Source organism: Lactiplantibacillus plantarum, from assembly GCF_014131735.1.
Taxonomy (GTDB): domain Bacteria; phylum Bacillota; class Bacilli; order Lactobacillales; family Lactobacillaceae; genus Lactiplantibacillus; species Lactiplantibacillus plantarum.
Genome location: NZ_CP039121.1, coordinates 1,203,956 through 1,220,888, shown reverse-complemented (window position 1 = coordinate 1,220,888; position 16,933 = coordinate 1,203,956). Strand labels below are relative to the sequence as shown.

13 protein-coding genes are annotated in these 16,933 nt (G+C 45.3%); 2 read left to right on the top strand and 11 right to left on the bottom strand.

Going from position 1 to position 16,933, the window contains the following annotated elements; all coding sequences use genetic code 11:
• The first annotated feature begins 444 nt into the window (after positions 1-444).
• Positions 445-2,664 carry an ATP-dependent Clp protease ATP-binding subunit gene (locus E5260_RS05585; protein WP_003644206.1) on the top strand — a complete coding sequence of 740 codons (2,220 nt, stop codon included), beginning with the start codon at positions 445-447 and terminating at the stop codon, positions 2,662-2,664.
• A gap of 114 nt (positions 2,665-2,778) precedes the next feature.
• Here E5260_RS05585 and E5260_RS05580 read toward each other — a convergent pair whose 3' ends face one another.
• From E5260_RS05580 to E5260_RS05535, 10 genes are all read right to left on the bottom strand, one after another.
• Positions 2,779-3,330, bottom strand: coding sequence for a tyrosine-type recombinase/integrase (locus E5260_RS05580; protein ID WP_003646539.1), 552 nt, complete (start codon positions 3,328-3,330; stop codon positions 2,779-2,781).
• Between the two features lie 193 nt (positions 3,331-3,523).
• Positions 3,524-3,913 carry a MarR family winged helix-turn-helix transcriptional regulator gene (locus E5260_RS05575; RefSeq protein WP_003643287.1) on the bottom strand — a complete coding sequence of 130 codons (390 nt, stop codon included), beginning with the start codon at positions 3,911-3,913 and terminating at the stop codon, positions 3,524-3,526.
• Between the two features lie 532 nt (positions 3,914-4,445).
• Positions 4,446-5,411 (bottom strand): ABC transporter ATP-binding protein, encoded by a 966-nt coding sequence (locus tag E5260_RS05570; RefSeq protein ID WP_003643241.1) that lies wholly within the window; start codon positions 5,409-5,411, stop codon positions 4,446-4,448.
• A 6-nt stretch (positions 5,412-5,417) separates the two neighbouring features.
• Entirely contained in the window at positions 5,418-6,497 is a 1,080-nt protein-coding gene (locus tag E5260_RS05565; protein ID WP_003643240.1) for an ABC transporter ATP-binding protein, read from the bottom strand.
• A gap of 15 nt (positions 6,498-6,512) precedes the next feature.
• Positions 6,513-7,547: an ABC transporter permease gene (locus E5260_RS05560; protein ID WP_003643239.1), complete on the bottom strand. Its 1,035-nt coding sequence runs from the start codon at positions 7,545-7,547 to the stop codon at positions 6,513-6,515.
• Between the two features lie 3 nt (positions 7,548-7,550).
• Positions 7,551-8,480, bottom strand: coding sequence for an oligopeptide ABC transporter permease (gene opp3b / locus E5260_RS05555; protein WP_003644204.1), 930 nt, complete (start codon positions 8,478-8,480; stop codon positions 7,551-7,553).
• A 157-nt stretch (positions 8,481-8,637) separates the two neighbouring features.
• The gene (locus E5260_RS05550; RefSeq protein ID WP_003643237.1) at positions 8,638-10,281 is read right to left on the bottom strand and encodes a peptide ABC transporter substrate-binding protein; all 1,644 of its coding nucleotides are present in this window, start codon (positions 10,279-10,281) and stop codon (positions 8,638-8,640) included.
• Between the two features lie 546 nt (positions 10,282-10,827).
• A complete protein-coding gene (locus E5260_RS05545; protein WP_003643236.1) occupies positions 10,828-11,208 on the bottom strand; it encodes a DUF1634 domain-containing protein in 381 nt (126 codons plus the stop codon).
• Positions 11,208-12,053, bottom strand: coding sequence for a sulfite exporter TauE/SafE family protein (locus tag E5260_RS05540; protein ID WP_003644203.1), 846 nt, complete (start codon positions 12,051-12,053; stop codon positions 11,208-11,210). Before E5260_RS05540 ends, E5260_RS05545 begins: the two co-directional genes overlap by 1 nt.
• Before the next feature lie 228 nt (positions 12,054-12,281).
• Positions 12,282-13,163 (bottom strand): LysR family transcriptional regulator, encoded by an 882-nt coding sequence (locus E5260_RS05535; protein WP_003643233.1) that lies wholly within the window; start codon positions 13,161-13,163, stop codon positions 12,282-12,284.
• Positions 13,164-13,303: 140 nt separating this feature from the next.
• Between E5260_RS05535 and E5260_RS05530 the strand changes: the two genes are divergently transcribed.
• The gene (locus E5260_RS05530) at positions 13,304-14,329 is read left to right on the top strand and encodes a MucBP domain-containing protein (protein WP_003643232.1); all 1,026 of its coding nucleotides are present in this window, start codon (positions 13,304-13,306) and stop codon (positions 14,327-14,329) included.
• Positions 14,330-14,418: 89 nt separating this feature from the next.
• Here the strand turns inward: E5260_RS05530 and E5260_RS05525 are convergent, their stop codons facing one another.
• On the bottom strand, positions 14,419-15,873 hold the full coding sequence (locus E5260_RS05525) for a hypothetical protein (protein ID WP_003643231.1): 1,455 nt from the start codon (positions 15,871-15,873) through the stop codon (positions 14,419-14,421).
• Positions 15,874-16,933 lie beyond the last annotated feature (1,060 nt).

Here is a 16,933-nt window from a genome sequence, read left to right as displayed (position 1 = left end):
TGCATCATTATTCTGATATTTACGAACAAAGTTCTCCGCCGCTCACTGGCTGTTGACGGTCACCAATGAAAAACGATGCGCTGCAAACATCAAAACTGGTCAGGCTCGATACATGCAAAAAAACCGCTTTGTACTATAATATAGACAGACAGTTACATCATCACTTATCCTAACCAGATAATTAATATACAACGAATCCGGTTACATGACAAGCTATGAGTTGCGACTATCCAGACTATTCAGAAATAATTGAATCAATCAACCATTGCGAATTATCCCGGCCGCACGTCCAGTTTTGACCCTGAGGCTTTTCACTTGCAACAGTCCGTAAATTCGCTATACTAATAGTCAAAGGTCAACAAAGGTCAAAGAGCCGATGAACCTTTAACTATGATCCTAATCGATTTAGTTATATTTCTGATGCGAAAGGTGTGTGACAGCATAATGCTTTGTGACAATTGCCATAAGAACGAAGCGACGATCCATTTATATACGAGCGTCAACGGTCAGCGGCGACAAATCAACCTTTGTCAAAATTGCTATCAACTGCTAAAGAATCAGGAACAGCAACCAAATAACGGAGTTGGAGGTGCTGATATGGCACAAGATCCATTCGGTTTTGGTGGTCTTGACGACATTTTCCGTGCAATGCAGGGTGGCGTTGATCCTAATAACGCTTACCGGCAACAACAGACCCCACCGACCCAGCCAGCTGGTCCTAATGGCGGCAATCGTCGTGGCAATAACAACGGCGGTGGCCTCCTTGGCCAATACGGCTTCAACTTAACAGCGCAAGCTAAACAGGGCAAAATCGATCCAGTGATTGGTCGCGATACCGAAATTAATCGGGTTATCGAGATTTTGAATCGCCGGACCAAGAATAACCCCGTTTTAATTGGTGAAGCTGGGGTTGGTAAAACGGCGGTCGTGGAAGGACTAGCACAGAAAATCGTTTCTGGTCAAGTTCCACAAAAACTGTTAGATAAAGAAATTATTCGTTTGGACGTGGCTTCCCTTGTTCAAGGTACCGGTATTCGAGGTCAATTTGAACAACGAATGCAACAATTAATGAAGGAAGTTCAAAGCAATCCGAATATCATCCTCTTCATTGACGAAATCCATGAAATCATGGGTGCCGGTAATGCTGAAGGTGGTATGGATGCTGGGAACGTCCTGAAACCCGCCCTTGCCCGTGGTGATTTCCAATTAGTTGGGGCCACGACATTAAACGAATACCGTGACATCGAAAAGGATGCCGCCCTCGCTCGCCGGTTCCAACCGGTCACGGTCAACGAACCGAGCGTGGAAGAATCTATCAAGATTCTCGAAGGCATTCAGAAGAAGTACGAAGACTATCATCACGTTAAATACGATCAAGATGCCATTGTGGCAGCCGTCAAGTTGTCAAATCGTTACATTCAAGATCGTTTCTTACCTGATAAGGCCATCGATTTACTCGATGAAGCTGGTTCACGTAAGAACTTGACGTTGAAGACGGTCGATCCAAAGACGATTCAAGAAAAGATCGACGAGGCGGAAAAGCAGAAACAGGACGCCTTGAAGAAGGAAGACTACGAAAAAGCCGCCTACTATCGCGATCAAGTTGCTAAGTTAGAAAAAGCTAAGCCCGATGAAAGTTCAGACCAGCCTAATAACGATACTGCCACTGTAACAGTCAAGGACATGGAACAAATTGTCGAAGAAAAGACAAGTATTCCAGTTGGTGACTTGCAGGCTAAGGAACAGGCTCAAATGAAGACCTTAGCACCCGACCTTAAGAGTACGGTTATTGGTCAAGACCAAGCGGTTGAAGCAGTTGCCCGGGCCATCCGGCGTAATCGAATCGGTCTGAACGGAACTGGCCGGCCAATTGGTTCCTTCATGTTTGTCGGCCCAACCGGGGTTGGTAAAACTGAATTGGCTAAACAACTTGCTAAGGAACTGTTTGGTTCTCAAGATGCCATGATTCGGTTTGACATGAGTGAATACATGGAACCACATTCAGTGGCTAAGTTGATCGGTTCACCGCCTGGCTATGTCGGCTATGAAGAAGCCGGTCAGTTAACTGAACAGGTTCGTCGTCATCCATATAGCCTAGTCTTACTAGACGAAGTTGAAAAGGCTCATCCGGATGTCATGCACATGTTCTTGCAAATCCTCGATGATGGCCGGCTGACCGACTCACAAGGTCGGACTGTCAGCTTCAAAGATACGATCATCATCATGACTTCCAACGCTGGGACTGGCGACAGTGAAGCTAATGTCGGTTTTGGTGCCGCTGCTGAAGGCAAGACGCACGATATCACTAGCCGGTTGACGGACTACTTCAAGCCAGAATTCTTAAACCGGTTCGATGACATCATTCAATTCAACGCTTTATCTAAGGAAAACTTGATGAAAATTGTTGGTTTGATGATCGAAGATGTCAACGGCATGTTAGCTAACCAAGGCTTACACGTCCACGTCACAGAACCTGTCGAGGAAAAACTCGTTGAACTAGGTTACAACCCTCAGATGGGGGCTCGCCCACTCCGGCGTGTTATCCAGGAACAAATCGAAGATCGCATCGCCGATTTCTATTTGGACCACGGCGACGTTAAGAACATGGTTGCAAAAGTTGAAGACGGCAAGATTGTTTTGGCGGCTGAGACGAAGTCCGAATAAGATAATTAAATTTAGAGCCAGAAGCGTAAACAATCGTTTACACTTCTGGCTCTTTTTTGTGCCTACCTCAAATCCTCATTGAGTCGCTATGAATAGCCCGCGTCTCTGCCATAATTAAACGCCTAATTTAAAGTCCCATAATTGTCGTTCCAAATTATCACGCTCAATGCCAATATAGCGTTTTGTCACCTGCTCGCTCGAATGATTGAAAATCATCATCAATCCGGCAATGTCACGAGTCTTTTGATAATAATGATAGCCAAATGTCTTGCGCAACGTGTGCGTACCAATATCATCCCGCTCCAGGTACTCACCGGCCGTCTGAAAGACTCGATAGACACCATTAACGGTTAAAGCTCCGCCCCGACCACTACAGAATAACGGTTCATTTGCCCCCCGATACCGCGTAAAGTGGGCTAATTCCGTTTTGAGGTTTTTCAAAAACAACCAGCGCTTCTTGCCCGTTTTTTGTTCCATGATCATAACACGATCTTTGCCACGTACTTGCCCAACCTTCAGTCGTAAAATATCACTCATTCGTAATCCCGTGTTAATTCCAACCAAAACAATCATGCGATTACGCTCCCCATAACGCGCTTGTGAAACAGCCCATAAAAAATCATCGATTTCTTGGTCCGTTCTTAGCGGTTCAACATTATAATGCATACGCTCCATTACACCTCAATCAATCTTATTAAGTTTAAATTACTTAACCTAGAGTAAACTAAACAAAGTAATTGTTAACCTATAATGCTCCCCACTATTAAGTGCTAAAACAAAAGCGCGGGACAAAGAGTCTCCCCTTTATCCCGCGTTAAGGATATTACTTCACTTAATATCCGTGAACGTGTACATCTGCCTATAATTGCAAAGCTGATAATTGATCCGCTAACTGTGTTGCTGGTGTCGTGTCAAGTGATTTAGTCAATTGTGCATCAACATCCTTCATTCGATCCTGACCAGCCTTCGTAAGCGTTAAGACCCGTAAACGCCGGTCTTGTTTAATTGGTTGACTTTTCAACCATCCTTGGGTTATCAAGGTGCCAATATTTTGTGCCAACGAGGCTTTCGCCACATTCAACGCATTTGCCACATCACCAATCTGGATACCAGGATGTTGTTCGACATAAACTAAGATCCGTAACTCGTTCAAACTAAGCCCTGTGGCGGACGACCAGTTCGACGTAAGTCGTTTTAAGTCCCGTTCAAGGTGCATGATATTCATAATATAATTAATTGGTTGTTGCATACTAACAGCATCCTTCCCGAAATTTGTACTTTTTTCATTAACCGTTCAAAACAAGCCATTGTCCCTTCGCATGATTTTTAAAAAAATATTGCGAGTGAACGTTGACTTAATTGAGTCGTCAGGATACGGTTATCGAGCGCATGACGAATCGTATCAAAATATTGATTAACAGGATCAATTCGCAATATTTTTTTAAAAATGGTGCGAATCAATTATTAAGACGAATAGTTATATTTGTTAACAAACTTTATTAACAATATTATTATTGCATAATTACAAAATTTACACAAATAACTTTGACTACCGGTCACAGTTTAGCTGGTCAAAAATAGCCGTCTATCCCCGATTTAATCGGCTTTTTGACAATTGATTCCATCAATATTTTTTACATATTAAATTTATATGTCAAGTTAACATGAGTTAATTATAATGGTTATTAATTAATAAACTTATCTAAACAGTTAATTAAATATTCTACTGAATAATAAAACAGACGTCGAGTATTCGCACTCGCCGTCTGTTTTATTAGCCGTTACTCAGAAAATTCCGTAATTAACCCCGCGTCAACAGCCCGCTTGGTGTATATCGGGATTTCGTCTTCAGTTGCCCGGACAAAGTGCCCTGGTGCAATTTCGACCATTCGCCGCTTCTTACCGTCATGTTCGGTCGTTTCGTCATAAGGAACCTGCTTACGGTTACGTTCAAACTCTGGATCAGGTACCGGCACCGCCGAGATCAAACTCTCGGTGTACTTGTGTAACGGATGATTATACACTTCATCCGCAGGCCCAATTTCCAGAATCTTACCGTAATGCATAACGCCGATCCGGTCACTGATATACTTAACCATTGACAAATCATGCGCAATAAATAAATAAGTCAAGTTCTGCTTAACTTGTAATTCCTTCATCAAGTTAACCACTTGGGCTTGAATCGAAACATCCAGCGCAGAAATTGGTTCATCAGCAATGATGAATTTAGGCTCTACCGCTAACGCCCGGGCAATCCCGATCCGTTGACGTTGACCACCTGAAAATTCATGTGGATAACGACTAGAGTGGTCCTTGTTAAGACCAACCGTCTCCAATAAGTCTTCAACTTGCTTGGTTCGGTCTGCATCATCCTTGGCTAAACCGTGAATATCAATCCCTTCCGCCACGATATCCTTGACTTTCATTCGTGGATTCAATGAGGCGTATGGGTCCTGGAAAATCATTTGGATCTCCCGGCGAAATTCATGGCGTTCCTTCTTAGTGTGTAATTTGGAAACGTCCTTACCGTCAAAAATGATTTCACCATCAGTTGGTTCATATAAGTGAATGATGGAACGTCCGGTCGTGGTCTTTCCTGAACCAGATTCACCAACTAACCCAAATGTTTCACCTTCATAAATGTCAAAGGAGACGTCATCAACGGCCCGGACTTCATCTTTTTTGCCGACATTAAAATACTGCTTTAAATGGCGAACTTCTAGAATTTTTTTACGTTCATCAGGCATGTCTACTTACTCCTTTGCTACGGGATTTGAAATTGGTGCTTGCGGTTTTTGCATGGCCGCAAACTTTTGCTGACGCCGAACGATTTCAGCAGGTGGCGTTACCTTGGGGGCATCTGGATGTAGTAACCAGGTCGCCGCGTAATGGGTATCAGAAACCTTAAAGAATGGGGGTTCCTTCTCCGTATCAATCTTCATCGCGTAATCGCTCCGCGCTGCAAAGGCGTCACCAACTGGTGGTTCCAACAAATCTGGTGGGGTCCCTGGAATCGCTGATAATGAGCCACTTTCAGTATCCAAGGTTGGCATCGAATTGAGTAACCCCCAGGTATAAGGATGTTGTGGATTGAAGAAGATCTCATCGACTGTCCCGTATTCCACGATTTTACCGGCATACATCACTGCGACCCGATCAGCCATTCCGGCCACGACACCTAAGTCATGGGTGATAAAGATAATCGACGTATCAATTCGATTTTGTAAATCCTTCATCAAGTCCAGAATCTGGGCTTGAATCGTCACGTCCAAGGCAGTCGTTGGTTCATCAGCAATCAGGACTTCAGGATAGCAGACCAATGCAATCGCAATCACAATCCGTTGCCGCATCCCGCCTGAGAATTGGTATGGATAATCATTGATTCGGCCTTCAGGATTAGTAATCCCAACCAATTTCAACATCTCTAGCGCTTGGGCGATCGCTTCTTTTTTCTTCAAACCCTTATGTTTCATCAAAGGTTCCGCAATCTGCATCCCAATCCGCATTGTTGGGTCCAATGATGTCATTGGATCTTGGAAGATCATGGCAATATCCTTACCACGAATGTGTTGCATGTCTTTTTCGGACTTTTTAATAATATCTTCACCGTGGAACATAATGCTCCCACGTTTAATTTCAGCATTAGGTGCTAACAGGCCCATCAGTGAACGTGTCGTCACTGACTTACCAGACCCTGATTCACCAACAATTGCCAAGGTTTCACCCTTACGTAAATCAAAGCTAACGTCACGGATGGCTTTAACTTCGCCCGCATAAGTATGGAAATTGATTTCCAAGTTGCGGACCTCAATCACATTTTCTGGTTTTTCCATAGTGCTGCCGTCCTCCTAACGTTTTGACTTTGGATCAAACGCATCGCGCATCCCGTCACCTAACAAGTTAAAGGCGAGCATCAAGATGATCAGCACGATGGCTGGGTACCACATCTGATATGGCAAGAATTGGAAGTTCTTCTGCCCATCAGAGATCAACGTCCCCAATGAAGCTTGGGGTGAACTGATCCCAATCCCGATATAACTCAAGAACGCTTCGAAGAAGATCGCACTTGGAATCGTGAACATCGTTTGAATAATAATGACACTTGAAAGGTTTGGTAACAAATGTTTCCAAGCAATCTTGACGGGTGATTCACCCAGTGTCCGCGCAGCCAAAATAAAGTCTTGGTTCTTCAATTGCAAGGTCTGTGCCCGAGTCAGCCGGGCCATCGTGGTCCAACCAGTGATCGCGATGGCCGCAATGATTGAGGCCATCCCAGTCTTCGTGAAGGCCGTGGCCATCAACACCATGATAACCAATTGTGGGATGGACGAGAGGATTTCAATCACACGTTGCATGAATAAATCGACGCGCCCACCTTTCCAACCGGAGAGTATCCCGAATCCGACCCCAATCGTCAGGTCAATCAAAGTAGCAATCAACGCAATTTCAAGTGAGATCCGGGTCCCATACATAATCCGCGCCAGTAAGTCCCGGCCCAGATAATCAGTCCCGAGAAGATAATGCACGTCAGACTTTGCACCGGCCGCCGCATATGCATCAACGTCCTTACCAGATTGAGTCAAGTGACCATTCAAGCCATGGATACTAACACCCGGAATCTTCGGAGGGAGGTTCGCATACCGTGGCGACTGTGCATTAGGATCAACATGGTAGACTGCCCGTCCACCAAATGCCACTAAGAATAAGAATACTAACACGATAAAGCTGATAAAAGCGGTCTTGTTAGACTTCAATCGCCGCCATACATCTTGGCCGAACGTTAAGGAAGGTGCTGCGATCCGTTCATTATCAGGACCCGCTTGTTTATCTAACGGCTCGAAGTCGCCGGGCTTAATATCGATACTACTTGGATTTTCTGCCATTAACTAGTCCCCATTTCCATTTAAACGAATCCGCGGATCAATAATTCCGTAGACAATATCGGTCAACAATAATAGTAAGCAAAGGAGTGCTGAATAGAAAATCGTCACACCCATGATGGTTGGGTAGTCGTTAACCAGAATTGATTTAACGAATTGTTCCCCAATCCCAGGTACTGAGAAGATATTTTCAACAACCATTGAACCCGTCATCAAGGCGGCGGCCAATGGTCCAATCAGCGTAACCATTGGAATCAAACTGTTCCGCAACGCATGGTGATACACGATGCCAAACTTCGACAACCCTTTGGCTTTAGCTAGCTCAATATAATCCGAACTCAGCACGTCCACCATGTCGGTTCGGATAAACCGAGCCGTTTCGGCCAGCGGACTGGCGGCCAAAGCTAACGTTGGTAAGATCGTGTAAGCGAAGCCTTCCCAACCAGCAACAGGGAACCAACCAGCCTTTAAGCCGAGGTAGTATTGTAACAGGATGGCTAACACGAAACTCGGAACTGCGATCCCTAAGATCGATAAGATGGTTGCTAAACGGTCGGCCCAAGTATCCTTCTTGATGGCCCCAACGGCCCCTAGGATAATCCCAAAGACGATTCCGACGACCATCGCTTGACCACCTAACTGCATCGATGGTCCCATCCGGCTACCAATCAGGTAACTGACAGCTTGATCAGAGAACTGGAAGGATAACCCTAAGCTCCCCTTGAAGATCCCGCCAATGTAAATGAAGTATTGCAACCAAACAGGTTTGTCCAACCCGTATTGGGCCAAGATCGACGCCTTTTCGCTAGGGGTCAATTTAGCTTCATTTTGCAGCGGTGTTCCGGGCATTAACTTCATTAAGAAGAACGTGGCGGTCGCCACAATGAATAATGTCAGGAACAAGTAAAATATCCGCTTTAAAAGATACTTTCTCATGAGAATTCCTCGCATTCTATTAAAATCAACTTAAAAAATAATGACATCCCTCATTATAAAACAAAATGGTAAGGATTAACAATGTGTCAATCCTTACCCCTTTGCTTCACATTCATTCAGTTAAAGCACACACACTTTTTTCTGTGGATTTACATCATTATTTTACGGACATGTACTTGAAGTTGTAGTTTGAGCCCGCAGTGTTGTAGATGATGCCCTTCAGATTGCTCCGAGTCAACGTTGCTGAGGCTTGTTGATAGATTGGGATGACCCCTTGATCATTCATCAATTGCTTTTCAGCAGCGACCATGTCAGCCCAACGTGCAGTCTTGTTATTGGCATCGGCACCTTCCGCCTTCTTCACAGCATCGTCGTATGCGGCACTGTCATACTTCCCATTGTTGTATGAGTTGTCGGACGTGAAGAGTGACAAGAAGGAAATTGGGTCGGTAAAGTCAGCATTCCAGGCAGAGATAACCGTATCGAAGTTCCCGTTTTGTGACCGTTGAAGACGGGTCTTGAATGGGACGTTCTGGTTAGTAACGGTCAGACCAGGTAATTTCTCCCAAGCACCTTGAATAAATTCAGTAGACTTCTTACCACCATCAGTATCGTCAGAAAGAAGCTTGATGTTCAGCTTAGTTTCACCAATTTCTTTCATCCCTTCTTTCCACAACTTCTTAGCTTTCGTTAAGTTGTAGTCAACTGCAGAAGGAACGGCAGCGTCAGTCGTAAAGTCCTTACCAGTTGTCGGGTTTTTAGCTAAGTCTTCAGAAACGTAACCTTTAGAAACGGTCGAACCGTTACCTAACGTATTATTAACGTAGGACTTCCGGTTAATTGCTAATGACAAGGCCTGACGAATCTTCTTGTTCTGGAAAGCTTTGGCTAAAGTCTTATCGCTATCCTTACGATTAAATTCAACGTAGAAAGTTGAAGCCGTCTTCCGAACTAAGTAGTTCTTATCATTCTTATAATTCTTAACTTGTTCGTTGGAAAGTGTCGTAAAGTCGAGCTTATTGGAATTAAATAAGTTCAAGCCAGTTGAAGGATCCTTAACGACTTGGTACTTGATGCTGTCCATCTTAACAGCTTTCTTATCCCAATAATCGTTATTCTTCTTCAAGGTCCATGACAAGTTTGTCCCAGTCCAACCAGTCATCTTGTAAGGGCCGTTATAAACCATGGCCTTACTGCTCGTCCCATACTTAGAACCGTACTTCTTAACCACTTTTTCATTTTGTGGGAAGAAGTTGACAAAGCCCATCAGCTTGTCAAAGTAAGCAATTGGCTTATCCAAAGTGACCGTCAACTTGTAATCGCCATCAGCCTTGATCCCTAAACTAGAAACGGGCTTCTTGCCATTGACGATAGCGTCAGCGTTCTTAATCCCTGAATATAAGTATGCGTATTGTGACGCAGTCTTTGGATTAACGGTCCGTTGCCAACCATAAACAAAGTCTTTGGCAGTAACTTTATCCCCGTTACTCCATTTTGCGTTCTTCCGTAAAGTGAACGTATATGTCTTCCCACCATTAGTAACCTTAGTGGATTTCGCAATTCCGGGTGTGACCTTCCCGTTCTTACCGAGACGGTATAACCCTTCATTGGTGTTATTCAACGCGTTAGAACTAACCACATCGGTGGACTTAGAAATGTCCATCGTTGGTAATTCGGCTGATTCGGTCCAATTGGCCGTTTGCTTAGAACTTGAAGAACTCTTGCTTGAGCCACAAGCAGCTAAGAATAGTACGGATGCGCCGGCAACGACGGTTACTTTTGCAGCTGTTTTGAAATTCATATAACCCAACCCCTAACTTTAAAATAGTTTGTGTGTGCTTTTCCCTCGAAAAGTTAAAGTAATTGTATATTATAAATAAATTAAAATCAATCCTAAACTCTAATTTTTATCATTATTTCGTCATAATCGTCTTAATTATTTCATTTTGCGATTATTATCCATACTGATAAACATGCCTGAAATTACTGATATATAAGCAATTATATTCTCACATCAGTGTTCAATTATCAAGTGAACACAATCGGCAATTTTTCTTAATAAATAATTCAAATAACGATAAAAATGACGATATTAGGTCTTTTTTACGTTAGTCAAAACAGCTAAAAGTGCACAAATAAAAAAGAATGCTGATTTTTTATCAGCATTCTCTTATTATTAAACAATATTGGCTAGTTAAGTACTCGTACATCGGCATAAAACACACCAGCCCGTGAATTTACACCAACTTAGATTCTTTCCACATTAACCTCGAAACAAGCTGGTAGCCATTTTAGATGTGCGCCCATTTTAATCACGACTCAACCTGATTAATCAGCTCCGTCTAGCCTAGTTACCGAGATACCCAATAACCGAAGCAACAATCAAGATGATGAGAACAATCGTCGTAATCCAAACATATAAGTGATCTTTTTCCACTGCAAAGGCGTAGATAGAGACCGCAACCCGCAAAGTTGGCGTTAAAATCAATAGAAATAAACCTAACATAATCACGGCATATGGTTTAAGTGCCACAATGCCGGCTAGAATATCAGCGACCGTATGGGGTTCCATACCATTTGCATAACCACCATTGCCCTGAATCAACATCAGAAGCATCCCAATAATAATCACGATTGCAGAAACAATGACGCCAATTCGTAGAATATACCCAATCATCATTTCAACGGCGTGCATCTCTTGCGCTTTAGTTGTTTTTTGCTTATCCATTAGATGGTCACCCCGAATCCTTTAGCAATCATTTGAATTCCCAGATAGAGCATCACGGGCACAAAGATCATGCGAATCAAGCGTGGCTTGAGCCGCGTCATGATTCGTGAGCCGATTAAGGCACCGACGATAATCCCGATAGCTAATGGGGCCGCGATTCCGGGTTTGATTGACCCATTAAAGAAGTAGACCATCGCACTCGCTGCCGCCGTCACCCCCATCATCAGGTTAGAAGTTGCTGATGACGGTTTAAGCGGCATATGCATAATCGTATCCATGGCTAGCACTTTGAACGCGCCACTCCCGATCCCCAACAAGCCACTGGCGAAACCAGCACCAAACATCATGGAAAAACCACCCGGCACGTTTTCAACCTGATAATCAACTTGCTTATTCAATGCTTTATCATAATAAGTACCATTTAAGTTCAACTGTGTCGCCAGCTTGTCATCTTTGACTGACGGTAATTCACCGTTCTTACTCATTAATTTACGAATCATATTATACGTCGTGAAAACTAACAGCGCCCCAAATAGGAAGTACAGGAATGTTGCATTAAGCACCCCCGTCAACACTGCCCCGAGGACGGCCCCGACCGTCGTCGCAATTTCAAGAAACATCGCGACGCGTAAGTTCAACATCTCATCACGTAAATATGCAATGGTAGAGCCCGAACTCGTGGCAATCACGGCGATAATACTGGCCCCAATCGCATACTTAATATCTAATCCCAAACCAAGTGTCAGGATTGGTGTGACGATCATGCCACCACCGATACCTAAAATAGCACCGAAAATTCCGGCAATTACCCCAACGCCGAGCATTAGCCCTAACGAATAAATCATTTCCTTCACCTTCACCCTTTAAATTTCAATTGTTAGTGTACCATTTAAACCGATTGATATCTAATTATTAAATGAAGGTTAGCGTATCCCCAGTACGACAGTCATTAGGCTTATTTTGCGTCTGAAAACACCACTTCAATTTCTAGCTAGTGTAATCGGTAACAACCCGATTAAATCAGCAATTCACCCTTAACCGCGATTAAATTTTTAGATATCAAACTGATTAAACTAGTCTAGCGACTGCGCTTGCTGGAATTGTGCCATCAAACCGGCAACTAATGGGGTCGCTAAGGCTTCCGGGGTCGTTGCTAGGGCCAGTTGAGTCTGAAAACGATGATCCGCCAATGATCGAATCAGCACGTCACCACCGTCATAGGTTTCAGCCAATGACCGTGGCACCAGGGCCACTCCCAATTGGTGATTAGCCCAGTGCATCGCCGTGCGGGCATCATCACAAGTCATGATGTAAGTCGGCGTAACCGACGCTTCCAGAAAGGCAACGTGGAATAATTCATTAAAACGACGGTACTTGATCAATGGTAACGTAGCGAGGTCACTTAGTTGTAACTGGCGCCGCTTTTCAAACCGTGAATATCGCTTCGGAATGACTGCTGCCATCCGTTCTGCGGGAAAGTAACGACAGACTAGATGTTGCGCGTTGAACGGTGTTCGTAACACCGCCACGTCTAGCAACCGTTTATGCAGATCGTCTAACAACTCATACGTATTGCCTTCCGTAATCGCAAGCTGAACATCGGGATGTTGCCCTAACCACTTTAGTAATGCCGTATTCGGCATGACCCCTGCCGAGGATGAAACTGTCCCCAGATTAATGGTCCCCGTCACGCCGTGTGCCAGGGCCCGGACCTTGTTCTCCGCAGTCGCCGACAACTGCGTGAGCTGTTGGGCATACCCCACCAGTAGCTTGCCAGCTTCAGTAACAGTCACACCCTGAGGCAAGCGATTGAAGAGGGTGACGCCTAGTTCAAGTTCTAATTGCTTAATCTGATAGCTCAGTGGTGGCTGCGCCACGTGCAAGCGTTTGGCGGCCGCTGTCATCTGACCTTCCTCTGCCACGGCCAAAAAATATTGTAATTGTTTTAGATTCATCCGTTAACGCCCCCTGTTATTAAATATTAGTATACACGACTGACAAAGCGGGAATTTTACAATTTATTTAAGACGTGCCAGAACCCTTGTGAATGCGTTATACTAGTGATAATTAATTTATTAATGAAAGGAGTGGTCACGTGTCGTTTCTTGACCGACTTAAAGGAATGCTTCAGGCACTAAACAGCACGGAAGCCGCCACAAGCGCTACTGAGGCACCACGTTCCATTGCCGCACAAACTGCCGCAGCACCTACAGTTAACCAAACAGAAGCATTAGTTCTCGTTCACCACCTAGATCAGGATGGCAATGAACTGCAGGCTGCTGATATGATTGCTGGCACCATTGGCGAAGAGATTCACTTGCCAGCCGTCAGCATCACCGGCTACCACCTCGTCCATATCGAAGGCTTGACTCGCTGGTTTACGACCCCACAGGCTAGCATCACGTTGACTTACGAACGCCAAGCTGGCCAACCAGTCTGGATGTACGCCTATGACATTGACCGCCGCGAACTAATTGGCCGGCCGACCATGTACCGGGGGAAATTAGGAACCCCTTACGAAGTCAGTGCGCCGACCGTCGCCGGTTTTAAGCTCCTCCGTTCCGTAGGCGACGTGACTGGGGAATACACGACCACTTCCAAGACGGTCCTTTTTTTCTACCGCAATCAAAATTGGCAACAAACTGACCTCAGTACTGGTTTTGTCCAAGTCAACAAGTTGACCGCCGTTTATCCGTATCCTGGGGCAACTACGACCAACTATTTAACTAAGCTCCAGCCCGGTAGCACTTATAAAACGTACATGCGCGTTCGCTTAGTCACTCACGAGACCTGGTATGCGATTGGCGATGATCAGTGGATTCCGGAGACGCACCTCCAATTAACTACCGGTGACACACTGTTACTCAAGTTGCCAGCCGGCTACCGCGTCCAAAATAAACGGCCTGTTCGCCAAACCGGCGTCGTCAGTTTTGTCCCTGGCAAACAGGTCCACACATACATCGAACCATATGGCCGCTATTTAACTACCGTCACTCATGGTGACACGGTCAATTTGATTGAGCGAATGGCCGACGACAACGGGGTCGTCTGGTATCGCCTGCAAGATCAAGGTTACTTGCCGGGCCGTTATTTAACGAAATTAGATCCACCGTTTGCTTAAACAAGACTTTTGTTCGATTAACGCGAACCATGCTAAAATGCGCCACTCGCTAGCTTCAATCTAATCTAGCGAGTGGTGCATTTTAATATCTACTTATCAACAATTATGCGCATCAACTCGATGCCCCGATTCGTCAGCAAGAAACCTTCCTGGCTGTGGTGCATGAAGACTAACCCTTCAAACTCGCGATCACCAGCAAAGTTCGCCTCACCGACCTGACTAGTCGTCAAGTGTCCCAGTTTAGCCGCTGGAAGTGACGTAATACTCTCATCGGAGACCAGGTAGAGCCGACCAGTAACCTCGTTATATCCAATCGATTGAGCGAAGAAACCCGGATTATTAGCTAACCCCTGCGCGAGTTGTTCAAAATGTACACCAGTCGTCGAACTGATTGTGCCACGATAAAGCGTGACATTGCCATTTCTGAGCTGACTCGCATGCGTCCAATAATAGGCCTGCCCAGCGCGATCAAAAGTCAGTTCATCACCTAGACGCCCGCTACCAGTAGTAAAGGCAATTTTAAGATCCGGCGTCAGGGATTGCGGATTTAGTCGCGCAACACTTGCAAGCTGATCACGTGCCGTCGATGAAATAAACCACAGCTCGTTCGTCTTAGGATTTAAAGCTAGTGACTGAACGTGTCCCGCCGTAAACTCCGGCCCCACTTCAATGGCGGCCAGCACCCGACGGTCAAAAGCCGTCATCTTCCCGTCGAATTGGTGAGCTGCTGCTACTCGGACCATCGCCATCTTCCCTGATTGCCCAGCCCCTAAAGCCATCAGGCGTTGCCAATCATAGCGAACGACCCAGCCAGTCTGGTCGGCGCCACCCAACTGTTGATCATTGACGTACATGACGTACAAGTACCGATTGTCAGCTGAAAACGTCGCACTCTGTGGGTCATTCAACAAGCGGCTCCCTAACTGTTGCGGTAAATACAGTGCTGTTTTGAAATGATAATGGTCGCGATAGCCACTACTCTGGCGCAACGTGTCTGGCTGATTTTGTAGCCCTTGAGTCGCTAGATACGCGGCGGTAGGACGAAACAAAATATGCTCAGTGGTGTACCGTCCCGCCCCTTTTAAGGGCAAATAACTCAGCTTATTGGCCGCGCGCGTCACCCCGTGTTCCTGTTGATCCGTTGTCACCACGCGCATCGGTTGCCGCGTGGGCGTCTTAATATCAGTGACCCTGGTTCCGACAACCCGTACGGTGTCCGCCAACGCCCAACTCAGTCGCCCAGCAGTCCCGTGACGCACCTGCCAATAAGTCACTAACCGCTTGTTTTGTGTCACCATCACCTGACCAACCCGTTGCCAGTGACTAGTCGTCCGGGCCGTCCCACGTGGCGTTAATTGCATCGTTGCACGATTTAATTGATATAAGCGCGTTTGTTTCGATTCAAGTTCACAATTCCGGGGCGCTAAGCTTTGCACCGCTGGCCACCGTACCAAGTTCGTCGCCGCGTGCACCGTCATCGGGCCCCACAACCCCATTCCTAACATCAATCCCAGCATCCAGCGTCCCCTTATTTTCAATCTCATCGCCCCCTACAATCTAAATTGCAGATTGATTGTATCGTAATTCTCTCACCTTAGCAGTGCTACAACGTTGGTTTACATGGTGAATTTACATGGACCGATAAGCATGTTAGAAGAACCTCTCATATCACTTCTATCCGGTCCCGCCACACAAAAAATGATGAGACCGCCAAATCAACTTGGCAGCCCCATCATTTTATGAATTATTCGCATATTTGTTCGTGCTTTTGCTTGAGACACGTTGTAATTTTTCTATCCGTTAAATCAAGAGCAGCCAGCTTAGGCCCACTGGGAAAAGTTCGAGTTAGCGTAAACTTTTTTGGTAGGTGCGTCCTACACCGACTTCCAGGCATTTCTGCCAATTGCTGGAACGCGGTGGACACAGATTTAAGCCGAAGACCACGTCTTAAATACTGACTGGTCTTCCACTAACCAAGCCAAAGACGCTTGCTAAGTGGAATTTCACCGCTGAGCATTGGCAGAAACGCCTTCCAGTCGGGATAGTATTCGAATAGCAGACGGTGAGGGGCCCAATTTTTGATGAATTGGTCGTTGTTTTTCATAAACGGTAATTTTGCTAAGCAACTATCAGACTGAAAATGATATTGGAATAGCTCACTATCTTAAGCCGCTGTAGTCAAAATTGAATGTGCGACAAAGTCGTTTATGCACCCTGATGTTTTATTCAAAGTTCCAGTATCAAAATAGTTAGCGCCCAATTGCACCAAGTTAAGTGGCCGTTCATCAGCCATTCGAGCGGGTTCCCGAAACGTGCTCGGTGCCACTGAAGCCTGTGCTTGCTACGCCAACGGACTAATGCCAAAACCGCATTAATCCGTTGGCTAGGCAATGCTCAGTAGCCAAATTATTCTTAGCTGGAAGTGATTTTCTTCCGGCTTAGAATAAGACTCGTATTTGAGCTAACGCGGGTTGTGCGTTAACTCAAATTGATGTCGGCTTACGTTCCAGCAATAGTCACCCAGCCCCGGAGGTCGAAATAGGACGCACATCGACTGACGAACAGTAATCTAACTAGATTGGTCAGCTAAGTGTAAACCACAAT

What these genes read in the sequence shown, in the direction of transcription:
- E5260_RS05550 (WP_003643237.1), bottom strand. Translation starts at nt 10,281, where the DNA reads ATGAATTTCAAAACAGCTGCAAAAGTAACCGTCGTTGCCGGCGCATCC.
- E5260_RS05525 (WP_003643231.1), bottom strand. Translation starts at nt 15,873, where the DNA reads ATGAGATTGAAAATAAGGGGACGCTGGATGCTGGGATTGATGTTAGGA.
- opp3b (WP_003644204.1), bottom strand. Translation starts at nt 8,480, where the DNA reads ATGAGAAAGTATCTTTTAAAGCGGATATTTTACTTGTTCCTGACATTA.
- E5260_RS05535 (WP_003643233.1), bottom strand. Translation starts at nt 13,163, where the DNA reads ATGAATCTAAAACAATTACAATATTTTTTGGCCGTGGCAGAGGAAGGT.
- E5260_RS05575 (WP_003643287.1), bottom strand. Translation starts at nt 3,913, where the DNA reads ATGCAACAACCAATTAATTATATTATGAATATCATGCACCTTGAACGG.
- E5260_RS05560 (WP_003643239.1), bottom strand. Translation starts at nt 7,547, where the DNA reads ATGGCAGAAAATCCAAGTAGTATCGATATTAAGCCCGGCGACTTCGAG.
- E5260_RS05585 (WP_003644206.1), top strand. Translation starts at nt 445, where the DNA reads ATGCTTTGTGACAATTGCCATAAGAACGAAGCGACGATCCATTTATAT.
- E5260_RS05545 (WP_003643236.1), bottom strand. Translation starts at nt 11,208, where the DNA reads ATGGATAAGCAAAAAACAACTAAAGCGCAAGAGATGCACGCCGTTGAA.
- E5260_RS05570 (WP_003643241.1), bottom strand. Translation starts at nt 5,411, where the DNA reads ATGCCTGATGAACGTAAAAAAATTCTAGAAGTTCGCCATTTAAAGCAG.
- E5260_RS05540 (WP_003644203.1), bottom strand. Translation starts at nt 12,053, where the DNA reads ATGATTTATTCGTTAGGGCTAATGCTCGGCGTTGGGGTAATTGCCGGA.
- E5260_RS05580 (WP_003646539.1), bottom strand. Translation starts at nt 3,330, where the DNA reads ATGCATTATAATGTTGAACCGCTAAGAACGGACCAAGAAATCGATGAT.
- E5260_RS05565 (WP_003643240.1), bottom strand. Translation starts at nt 6,497, where the DNA reads ATGGAAAAACCAGAAAATGTGATTGAGGTCCGCAACTTGGAAATCAAT.